The organism is Microbacterium sp. H1-D42 (assembly GCF_022637555.1).
GTDB lineage: Bacteria > Actinomycetota > Actinomycetes > Actinomycetales > Microbacteriaceae > Microbacterium.
In genome coordinates this window covers 3,483,526-3,496,833 of record NZ_CP093342.1, presented here as the reverse complement: position 1 = coordinate 3,496,833, position 13,308 = coordinate 3,483,526, and the positions used below count along the sequence as shown (strand labels likewise).

Genomic DNA, 13,308 nt, shown 5'->3' with positions numbered 1-13,308 from the left:
CTTGCCCGCCCCCGCGCGCCCCTTGCCCGCCTGCCCGCGGTGCGTGACGATGGAAGCACCGAACGCAGGGAGACGCGATGCAACTGGGAATGATCGGACTCGGCCGGATGGGCGCGAACATCGTGCGCCGCCTGATGAAGGACGGCCACGAGTGCGTGGCATACGACGTGAACCAGGAGGCCGTGGCGGCGCTCGCCGCGGAGGGCGCATCAGGGGCATCCGATCTCGATGACTTCGCCGCCCAGCTGCAGACGCCACGCGTCGTCTGGGTCATGGTGCCCGCCTCGCTGACCGGCAAGGTCGTCGACGAACTGGCGGGGCACCTGGAATCCGGCGACATCATCATCGACGGCGGCAACTCGAACTACCGCGACGACGTGCGTCGCGCGGCGGCGCTGCGCGAGCGCGGCATCGAGTACATCGACGCCGGCACCAGCGGTGGCGTGTTCGGACTCGAGCGCGGGTACTGCCTGATGGTCGGCGGATCGGATGCTGCCGTCTCGCACATCGATCCGCTGCTGCGCACCATCGCGCCGGGCATGGGCGACATCGAGCGGACCCCTGGGCGCACCGGCGATCCCGCACCGGAGGAACTCGGCTACCTGCACTGCGGCCAGGCGGGAGCCGGGCACTTCGTGAAGATGGTGCACAACGGCATCGAGTACGGCATCATGGCCGCGATCGCCGAGGGGCTGAACCTGCTCGAGAACGCGGACGCCGGGGTGCGCGAGGCCGAGCACTCCGCCGAGATCGCCCCTCTCGAGGAGCCGGAGTTCTACCAGTTCGACATCGACACCGCGAAGGTCACCGAGCTGTGGCGCCGCGGATCGGTGATCTCGTCGTGGCTGCTCGATCTGACCGCGACGGCGCTGAACGAGAACCCCCACCTCGACGGCCTCGCGGGGCGCGTGTCGGACTCCGGCGAGGGTCGCTGGACTGTCAAGGCCGCGATCGACGTGGGCGTTCCGGTTCCGGTGCTGGCGGCATCGCTGTTCGAGCGCTTCGCGTCACGCGACGAGGACCAGTTCGCCAACCAGGTGCTCTCCGCGATGCGGATGCAGTTCGGCGGTCACAAGGAGCTCCCGGCCGGCGACGTGCTCGAGGCTGGCGGCCGCAAGTCCGACGCGGGCTGATCGGGTCAGCCGAGCTGCGCGATCACCCGATCCGCGAGAACCTCCGGACCGGCGTCGACGCGGATCACCACGCCGGGCTCATCCGACTCGAGGGGCTCGAGCGTGTTGAGCTGCGACTGCAGCAGCGCTGGCGGCATGAAGTGGTCTTCGCGATGCGAGACCTGGTCGCTCAGGCGCTCGAGGTCGGCGGCAAGCATGACGAACCGCACTCGCGGCGCGTGTGCGCGCAGCGCGTCGCGGTAAGAGCGCTTGAGCGCCGAGCACGCGACGACCGGCGTCGGATGCTGGTCGAGCGCCTCACCGACGCGCTGCAGCCATGGCATCCGATCCTCGTCGGTGAGCGGGATGCCCGCGCTCATCTTCGCCACGTTCGCGGCGCCGTGCAGGTCGTCGGCGTCGATGAACGGCATGCCGAGCCGTTCGCTGACGAGCATCGCGATCGTCGTCTTGCCGACGCCGGAGACGCCCATCACGACGAGCGGGTCGTGTGAGGGGGCGTCTCCGGCGTCGATGTCAGTCATGTCGGCGAGACTCACCAGTCGTGGACGGTGCCGTCGAGCAGGCGGTTGTACGGCAGGTAGGCCTGCTCGTAGGGGTACTTGCCGGCCTCGTCGGTGTTGAGCTCGACGCCGATGCCTGGCTGGTCGCCGGGGTGCAGCAGGCCGTCGGTCCAGGTGAAGGACTGCTCGAAGACCTGATCGGTCTTGGCGCCGTGCTGCATGTACTCCTGGATGCCGAAGTTGTGGATCGCCAGCCCCAGGTGCATCTGCGCCGCCATGCCGACGGGAGAGATGTCGGTCGGGCCGTGGAAGCCCGACTTGATCTGGTAGATCGCCGCGTAGTCGACGGTCTTCTTCAGCGGGGTGATGCCGCCCATGTGGGTGACAGCGCCGCGGACGTAGTCGATGAGCTGATCGCGGATCAGGTCCTTGAAGTCCCAGACCGTGTTGAAGATCTCGCCGATGGCCAGCGGCGTGGTGGTGTGCTGGCGGACCAGGCGCAGCGCCTCCTGGTTCTCGGCAGGAGTGCAGTCCTCGAGCCAGAACAGGTCGTAGGGCTCGAGGTCCTTGCCCAGCTTCGCAGCCTGCAGCGGAGTCATGCGGTGGTGGCCGTCGTGCAGCAGGGGGATCTCGGCACCGAACTCGTTGCGGACCGCCTCGAACACGCCGGGCAGGTGGCGCAGGTAGGCCCTGGTGTCCCAGTCCTCTTCCACCGGCTTCGCGCCGCGACGTGCCGGCTCGTGGTCGTAGCGGGCCTCGCCGCCACCGGTGTCGGCCGCCTGCGACGCGATGCCGTAGATGGCCTTCAGGCCCGGCACCCCGGTCTGTACGCGGATCGCCCGGTAGCCCTGCTCCTGGTGAGAGCGGATCGAGTCGAACAGCTCGGGCAGCTCCTTGCCGGAGGCGTGTCCGTAGGCCAGCAGGCCGCGGCGCGAAGCGCCACCGAGCAGCTGGTAGAGCGGCATGCCGGCGGCCTTGGCCTTGATGTCCCACAGTGCCATGTCGACCGCGGCGATGGCGGCCATGGTGACCGGTCCTCGGCGCCAGTAGGCGCTGCGGTACAGGAACTGCCAGGTGTCTTCGATGCGCGACGCATCGGCGCCGATCAGCAGCGGCACGACGTGCTCGCTCAGATACGCGACGACCGACAGCTCGCGGCCGTTCAGGGTCGCATCGCCGAGTCCGGTGAGTCCGTCGGCGGTGGTGATTTTGAGGGTGACGAAGTTCCGGTCAGGGCTGGTGACGATGACCTCGGCCTTGTCGATCCGCATGTTGCCTCCGTAGATCTGCGCGCCACTGCGGCGCATCATCATTCCAACATCAGTCCTCGACGATGGCAATCGGTTGCCACATGTTGCTCGAGGATTCCTTTGCGGTGCTGGGCACGCTGTCTCAGCGCGTGCGCAGATCCGCGACCGCACCGGCGACCGAGGTCACCAGCGCAGGATCCTCGATCAGGCGCGGGTCGATATGTGCAAGAAGGCGCACGACGTCGCCCTCCGAACCGGTCGACGCCAGCTCGGCAGGCGCGCTGCGATCCGCCGGCAGGCGCCCGGCGGCACCCATCGCGATCCACGCGGCAAGCGTGCGCACGGCGGCCTCAGCCTCACGGCCGGCCGCCCGCTCGGCCAGCAGCACCGGTGCGATCCGCACGCGCAGCTTGGTGCTGCCGTCCTGACCGATCTGCGCGAGGTGGTGCTGAATGCGGCCGTTGTCGAAGCGCTCGAGCAGCGCCTCGCGGTAGGCGGGCACGTCCAGCCCCTCTGGCAGATGAGCGGATGCCTCGTTCCAGAACTCCTGCACCTGATCGCGCAGCACGGGATCGGCGATCGCGTCAGCGACCGTGGCATGTCCGCGCAGCGGACCGGCGTAGGCGAGCAGCGAGTGGGCGCCGTTCAGCAGCCAGAGCTTGCGGCGCTCGAACGGGTCGATGTCGTCGACGAACCGTGCGCCCGCACGCTCCCACTCCGGGCGTCCGGCGGCGAAATCACCGCTGAGCACCCAGTCGCGGAACGGCTCGGTCACCACGGGTGCGTGATCCGCCCAGCCGGTGCTGGCAGCGACCTCGGCGATATCCTCGGCGGTGGTCTTGGGCGTGATGCGGTCGATCGACGTCGTCACGAACGACACGCTCTCGCGCAGGTGCGCCTCCAGCGCGGCGCTGCCAGCGAGGGCGGCGAGACCATACAGCGCATCGCGCGTCAGCTCGCCGTTGCCTGGCAGGTTGTCGCAGGGCACGATGGCCAGTGCACCGGCATCCGCTCGTCGTCGCTGCTCGATGCCGAGCAGCAGCCGACCGAGAGCGGTGCGCGGCACGGCTTCAGCGTCGATGCGCGCGCTCGCGAACTGCGTCGTCAACAGCGAGACGTCGGATGCCACGACATCCTGCGTCACGTCGGGCCGGCCGTCGCCGTCGACGGCGTACCCCGCCTCGGTGATCGTCAGGGTCACCACCGACACGTCAGCGGATGCCACGGTGTCGGCGATCGCACCTGGGCGCGCTCCGTCGACGGCGTCGACGATCGAGTCGATCACCTGCGAGCGGTCGCCGTCGGCCGAGCGCTCGATGAGCGTGAACAGCCCGTCCTGCGGTGCGAGTTCGTCAGCTGCCGTCGCGGAACGTCCGGTGAAGGAGCGGATGCCCCAGGCGTTCTCTGCATCAGAGACGTCGGTGTACCAGGCCTGATGCGCGCGGTGGAATGCGCCGAGGCCGAGGTGCGCGATGCGCACCGGAGCCGGGTCGGCCGGCCGACCAGTGCGGGCGGCGAGGTTTGCGCGGGTGAGGGGCGTTCCGGTCGTCACAGCTTGAACGCCTTCCGGGGGATCGCATCGACCAGGTCGACGGCGATGCGCACTGCCGCGGCCTGCGAGATCCGTCCGGTGCGCACCAGGTGGGCCAGGAATCCGGCATCCAACCGCCGCGCCATGTCGTGACGCGCCGGGATCGAGAGGAAGGCGCGGGTGTCGTCGATGAAGCCTGCTCCGCGGTAGAAGCCGGCGGTCTCGGTGACAGCGCTGCGGAAGCGCACCACGGCGTCCGGCGCGTCCAGGAACCACCACGGGGCGCCGATGAAGACGCTCGGGTAGAAGCCGGCGAGCGGTGCGATCTCGCGCGAGAAGCTGGTCTCATCGACGGTGAACAGCACGAGATGCAGGTTGCGCTCCATGCCGAAGCGGTTCAGCAGCGGGCGCAGGTTCTCGGTGTACGAGGTGGTCACAGGGATGTCGTGTCCGGTGTCAGGACCGAACCGCTCGAAGGTGGGCGTCGAGTGGTTGCGGTGCACGCCGGGGTGGATCGTCATCACGAGGCCGTCGCGCACGCTCATCTCGGCCGAGCGCAGCAGCATCGCGCCGCGGAACTCCCGCGCGCCGCGGGCATCCAGCTCGCCGCGCACCGCCTGGCGGAACAGCGCGGCGGCGTCGGCATCGTCGAGGTCGGCGGTGTACGCCTCACGCACGCCGTGGTCAGCGGAGACCGCGCCGTGCGCGATGAAGTGCGCGCGACGCGCCTCGAGTGCAGCGAGGTACCCGGCGAAGTCGTCGGCGGCGGTGCCGCCTGCCTCGGTGAGTCGCGTGACGCGGTCGGCGAAGCCCGGCGCCTCTGGATCGAGGTACGCATCGGGGCGGAACGTCGGCAGCACGCGTCCGCGGAAGGTCGGGTCGGATGCCAGCGCCGCATGCGCGGCGAGATCATCCATCGGGTCGTCGGTGGTGGCGAGCACCTCAATGCCGAACCGGTCGAAGAGCGCGCGCGGGCGGTAGTCGGCCCGCGCGAGGTGCGCCGAGATGGTGTCGTAGATCGCGTCGGCGGTGTCGGCCCCGGGCTCGACATCGATGCCGAACAGGGTGACGAGCTCGTGGGTCAGCCAGTAGCCGCTGGCGGTGCCCGCGAACAGGTGCCAGTTCTCGGCGAAGCGCCGCCAGATCAGGCGGGGGTCGCCGGCAGCCGAGGTGCCGGCGCCGAGGTCGGCGAGGTCGACGCCTGCGGCATGCAGCAGGCGGGTGACGTAGTGGTCGCTCGAGATGAACAGCTCGGCCGGGTCGGCGAACGCCGGATCGTCGAGCAGCAGCCGCGGGTCGACGTGCCCGTGCGGAGAGATGATCGGCATCTCCGCGACGGCGTCGTACAGGTCACGCGCGATCACGCGGCTCTGCGGATCGGCGGGCAGCAGGCGGTCGGGGTCGAGCTCGAGTTTCACAGACACGCCCACCATCGTCAGGGCGGCGGAAGCCGACGTCAACCGGTTGCCATATGTGGCCATGGACTCGACGGACGGAACCGGCCGTGTTCGTGGATGCCTCAGCGGGGGTTGAGGCCGATGCCGACGTGCGTGAACCCGGCGGCCTTGACCACGCGCACGACCTCGCTGCGGAGCGGTTCGCGGGTGATCGACGAGATCTGGTCAGCCGGAGCATCGAGCCAGGCGTCGCCACCGCAGCAGCGCACGCGGATGTCGCGGAGTCCGAGACGGCGCAGTTCGTCTTCTGCCGACTCCGCCTCAGTGAGGGTGTTGTCTTCGTTCACTAGCGGTTCCGCTCACGTTCTCGCCCGGGCATGTGTCCCGATGCTGGTGTGCTCATGAAATCGGCTCCGCCCTCGTTCTGCAAATCAGTTGCCGAATATTGTCGGATGGGCAACAGATGGCATCCGGTTGCCATGCCTGTGGAGTCGACTTAGACTCCGGCACATGACCTCACGCTCTGATCGTGGTGATGGCGCGCCTTCGCGCCCCACCATCTACGACGTGGCCGCCGCCTGCGGCGTCGCCCCCTCGACGGTGTCGCGCGCCTTCGCACGGCCGGGAAGGGTGAACGCCGAGACCGCGGAGCGCATCCGTCGAGTCGCTGAGGAGATGGGCTACCGCACGAATCCGCTGGCGCGGGCGCTTCCGACGGGCAAGACATCGCTGCTCGCCGTCATCGTCGCCGACGTCACCAACCCCTTCTTCTTCGAGCTGCTTCGTGGTGCGGAGGAGACGGCAACAGAGGCCGGGTACACCCTGCTCGTCGCGGACGTGCAGGAATCCGTCGAAGCCGAGCGCCGCGCGCTCGATCGCACGCTGCCGATGGTGGAGGGCGTGGTGCTCGCCACGTCTCGCATGTCCGATTCGTCGATCCGGGTCGCGGCGAAGCAGCGGCCGACGGTGGTGCTCAATCGCTCGATGAGCGATATCGCGAGCGTGGCCACCGACAACTCCCGCGGGATGCGGCGTGCCGTGGAGCATCTGGCCGAACTCGGCCACACCACGATCACGTATGTCGCCGGACCGGACGCCTCCTGGGCGAACGGCGTGCGCTGGCAGGCGCTGCGCGAGGCCGTTCACGAGCTCGGGCTGCGGGCAAGGCGGATCGGCCCGTTCTCGCCGACGCAGGCCGGCGGGCTCTCCGCCGCCGGTGCGATCGCGGGGTCGCCGACCACGGCGATCATCGCCTACAACGACGTGCTCGCGATCGGTCTGATGCGCGGACTGACGAGCCTCGGCATCCGCGTGCCGGAGGACGTCTCGGTGATCGGGTTCGACAACATCTTCGGTGCGGACTTCTGCACGCCGCAGCTGACGACCGTCGCCGCCCCCCTGCGGCAGTTGGGCAAGGTCGCCGTGCAGACGCTGCTGGCGGATCTGCGCGCACCCCGCAGCAGCCGGCTCGTCCCGCGCGGTCCGCTGAAGACCGCGCTGCTGCCGTCGCGCCTGGTGGTGCGCTCGTCGACCGGCCAGGCAAGTCCGCTCGGGGACTGGCCGAACAGCGCCAGCCCCGACCTGTCGGCGTGACGAGCTGCCACCGGCCGTCTCCGGCAACAGCTCGACAATCTCAGGACAATCGATGGCAACTGGTTGCCATCGAAATGCCGCGATGAATGAATGTACGAGCAAGGTCCGGACCGCCGGGCCGAAACCCGAACACCCCACGGCGATGCTGCCGCCGTCGGACGCGCCGCACCAGCGCGTTCGCGACAGTCACCGCCGACTTGTCCCTCTGTGGGATCGAAGGAGAATCACATGCGGACCACGAAGAGAATCGCCCTGCTGTCGACCACTCTGGTCGCGGCACTCGCCCTTGCAGCGTGCAGTGGCGGTTCGGGCGGCGACAGCGATGCCGGCGGCGAAACGCACACCATGAAGCTCGCCCTGAACCAGACCGAGGACCACCCCTCGTTCATCGCGCTTGAGGCCTTCGGCGAAAAGCTCGCCGAAGACACCGACGGCCGCTGGAACATCGAGGTGTACCCGAACTCGACGCTCGGCGATCAGAACGAGTACCTGCAGTCGGTCAGCGACGGCGTGATCGACCTCGCCATCGTCTCGGCTCCCCAGCTGGAGAACCTGCAGAAGGACTTCGTCATCTTCAGCCTGCCGACCGTGTTCGACTCCATCGACCACCAGATGGACGCGCTGGCGGACCCCGAGGTCGTCGGCGATGTCTACACCTCACTCGAGGACAGCAACAACATCACCGTCGTTGGCGGCTTCACCCAGGGCGCGCGCAACATGTACACCAAGGACGGCATCGCCGAGACTCCTGCCGACCTCAAGGGCAAGAAGATCCGCGTGCAGGAGAGCCCGGTGTTCATCGCGATGATCGAGGCGCTCGGTGGCTCGCCGACGCCGATGGCGTACTCCGAGGTCTACACCGGCCTGCAGTCCGGCGTGATCGACGGTGCCGAGAACAACGAGATCTCGTACTTCACGCAGAAGCACTTCGAGGTCGCCCCCTTCTTCTCGAACACCCAGCACCTCATCGGCGCTGACTTCCTGATCATCAACTCGGGCACCCTCGACGGGATGTCCGACGAGGACCGCGCCGCGTTCGACGCCGGCTGGGAGCAGACGTGGAAGCAGCACACCGAGCTGTGGAAGACCCAGACCGAAGAGGCGATCGCTGAGGCGAAGGCCGGCGGAGCGACCTTCGGCGACGTCGACACCGCTGCGTACACCGAGGCACTGAGCCCGCTGCTCGACGAGTTCATCACCACCGACTCGCAGCGCACGCTCTACGACGCGATCCGCGCCAGCGCCGAGTAACCCACCCAGCCTGCGGAGCGCCGATATCAGGCGCTCCGCAGGCTCCGTGTGCGACACGACAGCACCCGACGACCAGTGCAATACAGACGAACAGTGCAATGGAGGAGAACGTGAACACCACACCGCCCGAACCGGACCAGGGAGGCAGCGTGCCCGACGGCCCGCCCGCCGACCAGATTCCTGTGCGGTGGCCCGGCCTCATCGCCGTCCTCGCACGAATTCGTCGAGTCATCGACCGGGTCCTCGCACTGCTGTGCATCATCACGTTCACCCTGCTGGTGATCGTCGTCTCGTGGCAGGTCTTCACCCGCGAGGTGCTGAACAACTCCGCTCCGTGGACCGAGGAGGCTGCCCGCTACACGTTCGTCGTGCTGGCAGTGCTCGCGGCCGCCTACGTCTTCTCCGAGCGCGGCCACATCGCCGTCGAGATCCTCGTCAAGAAGCTGCCGCTTGCCGGTCAGCGGGTGATGGCCGTCGTGATCGAGCTCATCGTGATCTTCTTCTTCGTCATGGTGTTCATCATCGGCGGGTGGCGGGTCGCCGACAACGCCTGGAACCAGGACCTCTCCACCCTGCCGGTCACGGTCGGCCAGGTGTACCTCGTGCTCCCGATCGCCGGAGTGATCATCGTCTTCTACTCAATCGCACACCTGATCGGCGTGCTGGCCGGGGCCGAGAAGCCGACCCCTGAATTCGACGAGAACGCGGAGGCGATCTGACATGGACGTCATGACCATCATCGCCACCGTCGTCCTGCTCGGCGGCATCGCCCTCGGCATCGCGATGGGCCTTCCCGTCGCGGTCGCGATGGGCCTGCCCTCGATGCTCGCGGTCGTCATCCTGCTCGACTGGGAGGGCGCCACACTGACGTCCGCCCAGCGCATCTTCGCCGGAAGCAACTCGTTCGCACTGCTGGCGATACCCTTCTTCGTTCTCGCAGGCGGCCTGATGAACACCGGCGGCATAGCCGGGCGACTCATCGATCTCGCCATGGTGGTCGCCGGCCGTCTGCCGGCATCGCTCGCGCAGACCACGGTCGTCGCGAACACCATGTTCGGTGCCGTGTCCGGCGCCTCGGTCGCATCGGCCGCCGCCATCGGCACCGTGCTCTCGCCGCGCATGCGCAAGGAGAGCTACGACCCCGCCTTCTCGGCTGCGGTGAACGCAGCATCGTCCCCTGCGGGCATGCTGATCCCACCGAGCAACACCTTCATCGTCTACTCGCTCGTCTCGAGCACGTCGATCGCCGCGCTGTTCATGGCCGGAGTCGGTCCTGGCCTGATCTGGGCTCTCGTCTGCATCGCCGTCGTGGCGCTGTATGCACGCAAGCACCCTGAGCTGCGGGCCAAGGGCACCGCTCACCCGACGTTCGCACAGGGCATGCTGGTGTTCCTGAAGGCTCTGCCGGCACTGCTGATGATCGTCGTCGTGATCGGCGGCATCCTGATCGGCGTCTTCACCGCCACCGAGTCCGCGGTGATCGCGGTGCTCTACTCGCTGGTGCTCGGCCTGCTGCAGCGCACGCTGAAGGTCAAGGACCTGCCCAAGGTGGTGCTCGAGGCGTCGAAGGTCACCGGCATCATCATGCTGCTGATCGGCGTCTCCGGCATCCTCGGCTGGGTGCTCGCCTTCGCACGACTGCCGCAGCTGGTGACGGCGGGGCTGCTCGGGTTCACCGACAACGTCTTCGTCGTGCTGCTGATCATCATGGTGATCCTGTTGCTTGCCGGCACGGTGATGGACCCGACCCCGGCGATCCTGATCTTCACGCCGATCTTCCTGCCGGTCGTCACCGCTCTCGGTGTCGACCCGATCCACTTCGGCGCGATGATGGTCTTCAACATGTGCCTCGGCAACATCTCGCCGCCGATCGGCAACAACCTGTTCGTCGCGGCTCGCGTCGGCGGGGTGCGGATCGAGCCGGTCATCGGCAAGCTTTGGCCGTTCTTCTGGGCGCTGTGCGTCGGCCTGCTGATCGTCACGTTCGTGCCCGCAGTCTCGACGTGGCTGCCGACCGTGCTCGGCCTGATGTGAACCCCTTGAGTCAAGAAGTGAGTGAAGGAATGACTGTGCCCGAAGCATCTGCCAACATCGGAGTCGTCGGCCTGGCTGTGATGGGGTCGAATCTGGCCCGTAATCTGGCCTCTCGCGAGGGCAACACGGTGGCGGTGTTGAATCGTTCCCGGGTGAAGACGGATGAGTTGGTGGCTGCGCATCCGGAGGCGGGGTTCGTGCCGGCGTTCTCGTATGAGGAGTTCGCGGCGAGTCTGGTGAAGCCGCGGACGGCGATCATCATGGTCAAAGCCGGTGGTCCCACTGATGCGGTGATCGATGCGTTGACGGCGGTGTTCGAGCCGGGTGACATCATCGTCGACGGTGGTAACGCGTTCTTCCCTGACACGATCCGCCGTGAGAAGGCGGTGCGGGAGACGGGCATCAACTTCGTCGGTGCCGGGATCTCCGGCGGCGAGGAGGGTGCCCTGCTGGGCCCGAGCATCATGCCGGGTGGGTCGGATGAGTCCTGGGTCACCCTCGGCCCGATCCTCAAGTCGATTGCGGCGGTCGCGGAGGGGGAGCCGTGCGTCACGCATGTCGGCCATGACGGGGCTGGGCATTTCGTGAAGATGGTGCACAACGGCATCGAGTACGCGGACATGCAGCTGATCGCGGAGGCGTATGACCTGATCCGCCGCGGCACCGGCAAGACCCCCGCGCAGATCGCGGACATCTTCGCGGACTGGAACCGGGGCGAGTTGGAGTCGTACCTGATCGAGATCACCGCCGAGGTGCTCCGCCAGATCGACGCTGACACCGGGCTGCCGCTGGTGGATGTCATCGTCGACCAGGCCGGCGCCAAGGGCACCGGCGCCTGGACCGTGCAGACCGCCCTCAGCCTGGGCGTGCCCGTCTCCGGCATCGCGGAAGCCACCTTCGCCCGCTCGCTGTCCTCCCACCCGGAGCAGCGCGCCGCTGCTGGGGGGCTGCCCGGCCCGGATGAGGCGTTCACCGTCCCGGACGACCAGGTCGAGCAGTTCATCGAGGATGTCCGCCTGGCGTTGTATGCGTCCAAGATCGTCGCCTACAGCCAGGGGTTCGATGAGATCCGTGCGGGCGCGGCCGAGTACGACTGGAACATCGACCTCGGCGCGATCAGCAAGATCTGGCGTGGCGGGTGCATCATCCGCGCCCAGTTCCTCAACCGCATCGCCGACGCCTACGCCCAGACCCCCGACCTGCCCGTGCTGATGGCCGCCCCCTACTTCGCCGACGCCCTCACCCGCGGACAAGCCGCCTGGCGGCGCGTCGTCATCGCCGCCGCGACCGCCGGCATCCCCGCCCCCGCATTCAGCTCCTCCCTGTCGTACTACGACGGCATCCGCGCCGACCGCCTCCCCGCCGCCCTCGTCCAAGGGCAGCGCGACTTCTTCGGCGCCCACACCTACCGCCGCACCGACAAACCCGGCACCTTCCACACCCTCTGGTCCGCAGGCCGCACCGAAATCGAAGCCGAAGACACCCACTGACACCACACACCCACTGACGATGTCGGGCCCGCGGCTGCGGGCCCGACATTGCGGTGTCGTCAGTCGATAGGCTCGACCGGCGCCGCGACGCCGTCTGCGGCGCTGCGGTAGATCGCGGCGATGACCTCGGCCGTGTGCTGAGCATCGCGTCCGGTCGTGGTCGGCGAGCTGCCGTGGCTGATGGCCTCGAGCACATCGCGCCACTGCGCGAGGTGGCCGGCGTGGCCGATCGCGAGTGGGTCGGATGCCCCTGACGGGGCGGATCCGCCGGATGCAGGGGCCGGCACGTCGAACGTCCACTCCCGGATCGCGTCGCCGTCGAGCTCGAACCGGCCGGTCGTGGTGATGACGGTCAGGCGGGCGTTGTGGCCGGGATGGGCGCCGGTGGTGGTGGCCACGATGCCCATCGCACCGGATGCGAAGCGCAGGGTGGCCGTCGTGGCGTCTTCCACGGCGATGTCGTGCGCGATCGTCGCGGACTGACCGGTGACTGAGGTCACGCGGCCGAGCAGCATCAGGGCGAGGTCGAGGTTGTGCAGTCCCTGGTTAGCTAGCGAACCGCCGCCGCCGTCGCGCTCCGCGCGCCACGGTGCCGCGCGGTAGTAGGCGTCATCACGGAACCACGGCACGAGCACTTCGGCGAGCAGGGGGCGGCCGAGCACGCCGCTGGAGAGCAGCTGCGCCAGGGCGACGTTCTGCGGCTCGTAGCGCCGCTGTGCGATGCCCACGACCGTGAGCCCCGCCTGCTGTGCGCGGGCGATCACTGCGCGCCCCTCGTCGGCGTCGAGCGCGATCGGCTTCTCGATGACGACGTGCTTGCCGTGCTCGATCGCCCGCAGGGCGAGGTCGGCATGCGTGTCGCTGGGTGTGCAGATGGAGACGATGTCGATCGCCTCATCGGAGAGCAGCTCGTCGACGTCCCGTCGAGCGGATGCGGGCAGGCCGCACGCCGACAGTGCCTCGTCGCGGGCTCGGGCGACTGCGCGGACTTCGGCGAGCTCAGGCAGGTCAGCGAGAGCCTGCGCATGGATGCGACCGATGCCGCCGAGACCGATGATCCCCACACCCAGCACGCGGCCGGATTCGGGGGCCGTCATCGTCCGCTCCTCGGCGCCGTGTCCATGCTGTT

The 13,308-nt window shown here is 68.3% G+C and carries 12 protein-coding genes; 6 read left to right on the top strand and 6 right to left on the bottom strand.

The features are described 5' to 3' along the window. Nucleotides 1-77: 77 nt before the first annotated feature. Nucleotides 78-1,133 (top strand): phosphogluconate dehydrogenase (NAD(+)-dependent, decarboxylating), encoded by a 1,056-nt coding sequence (gene gnd / locus MNR00_RS16455; RefSeq protein ID WP_241926984.1) that lies wholly within the window; start codon nucleotides 78-80, stop codon nucleotides 1,131-1,133. A gap of 5 nt (nucleotides 1,134-1,138) precedes the next feature. Here gnd and MNR00_RS16450 read toward each other — a convergent pair whose 3' ends face one another. The 5 genes from MNR00_RS16450 to MNR00_RS16430 all read right to left on the bottom strand — a co-directional run bounded on the left by MNR00_RS16450 (nucleotide 1,139) and on the right by MNR00_RS16430 (nucleotide 6,158). Continuing rightward, nucleotides 1,139-1,654 (bottom strand): gluconokinase, encoded by a 516-nt coding sequence (locus MNR00_RS16450; RefSeq protein WP_241926983.1) that lies wholly within the window; start codon nucleotides 1,652-1,654, stop codon nucleotides 1,139-1,141. Between the two features lie 11 nt (nucleotides 1,655-1,665). After that, nucleotides 1,666-2,904 (bottom strand): D-mannonate dehydratase ManD, encoded by a 1,239-nt coding sequence (manD, locus tag MNR00_RS16445; protein WP_241928878.1) that lies wholly within the window; start codon nucleotides 2,902-2,904, stop codon nucleotides 1,666-1,668. A gap of 121 nt (nucleotides 2,905-3,025) precedes the next feature. After that, the gene (locus MNR00_RS16440) at nucleotides 3,026-4,435 is read right to left on the bottom strand and encodes a mannitol dehydrogenase family protein (protein WP_241926982.1); all 1,410 of its coding nucleotides are present in this window, start codon (nucleotides 4,433-4,435) and stop codon (nucleotides 3,026-3,028) included. Continuing rightward, nucleotides 4,432-5,847, bottom strand: coding sequence for a glucuronate isomerase (uxaC, locus tag MNR00_RS16435; protein ID WP_241928877.1), 1,416 nt, complete (start codon nucleotides 5,845-5,847; stop codon nucleotides 4,432-4,434). Before uxaC ends, MNR00_RS16440 begins: the two co-directional genes overlap by 4 nt. 86 nt (nucleotides 5,848-5,933) lie before the next feature. Next, nucleotides 5,934-6,158, bottom strand: coding sequence for a hypothetical protein (locus MNR00_RS16430; protein WP_241926981.1), 225 nt, complete (start codon nucleotides 6,156-6,158; stop codon nucleotides 5,934-5,936). Nucleotides 6,159-6,321: 163 nt separating this feature from the next. Here MNR00_RS16430 and MNR00_RS16425 point away from each other — a divergent pair, with 163 nt between their 5' ends. From MNR00_RS16425 to gndA, 5 genes are all read left to right on the top strand, one after another. After that, on the top strand, nucleotides 6,322-7,404 hold the full coding sequence (locus MNR00_RS16425) for a LacI family DNA-binding transcriptional regulator (RefSeq protein WP_241926980.1): 1,083 nt from the start codon (nucleotides 6,322-6,324) through the stop codon (nucleotides 7,402-7,404). A gap of 228 nt (nucleotides 7,405-7,632) precedes the next feature. Continuing rightward, nucleotides 7,633-8,655 (top strand): TRAP transporter substrate-binding protein, encoded by a 1,023-nt coding sequence (locus MNR00_RS16420; protein WP_241926979.1) that lies wholly within the window; start codon nucleotides 7,633-7,635, stop codon nucleotides 8,653-8,655. A 110-nt stretch (nucleotides 8,656-8,765) separates the two neighbouring features. Next, on the top strand, nucleotides 8,766-9,374 hold the full coding sequence (locus MNR00_RS16415) for a TRAP transporter small permease (RefSeq protein ID WP_241926978.1): 609 nt from the start codon (nucleotides 8,766-8,768) through the stop codon (nucleotides 9,372-9,374). A gap of 1 nt (nucleotide 9,375) precedes the next feature. Next, the gene (locus MNR00_RS16410; protein ID WP_241926977.1) at nucleotides 9,376-10,689 is read left to right on the top strand and encodes a TRAP transporter large permease; all 1,314 of its coding nucleotides are present in this window, start codon (nucleotides 9,376-9,378) and stop codon (nucleotides 10,687-10,689) included. A gap of 80 nt (nucleotides 10,690-10,769) precedes the next feature. Further along, nucleotides 10,770-12,179 (top strand): NADP-dependent phosphogluconate dehydrogenase, encoded by a 1,410-nt coding sequence (gene gndA / locus MNR00_RS16405; RefSeq protein WP_241928876.1) that lies wholly within the window; start codon nucleotides 10,770-10,772, stop codon nucleotides 12,177-12,179. Nucleotides 12,180-12,238: 59 nt separating this feature from the next. On the opposite strand, the gene MNR00_RS16400 is transcribed toward gndA, so the two are convergent. Next, nucleotides 12,239-13,276 carry a Gfo/Idh/MocA family oxidoreductase gene (locus MNR00_RS16400; RefSeq protein ID WP_241926976.1) on the bottom strand — a complete coding sequence of 346 codons (1,038 nt, stop codon included), beginning with the start codon at nucleotides 13,274-13,276 and terminating at the stop codon, nucleotides 12,239-12,241. Nucleotides 13,277-13,308: the final 32 nt, after the last annotated feature.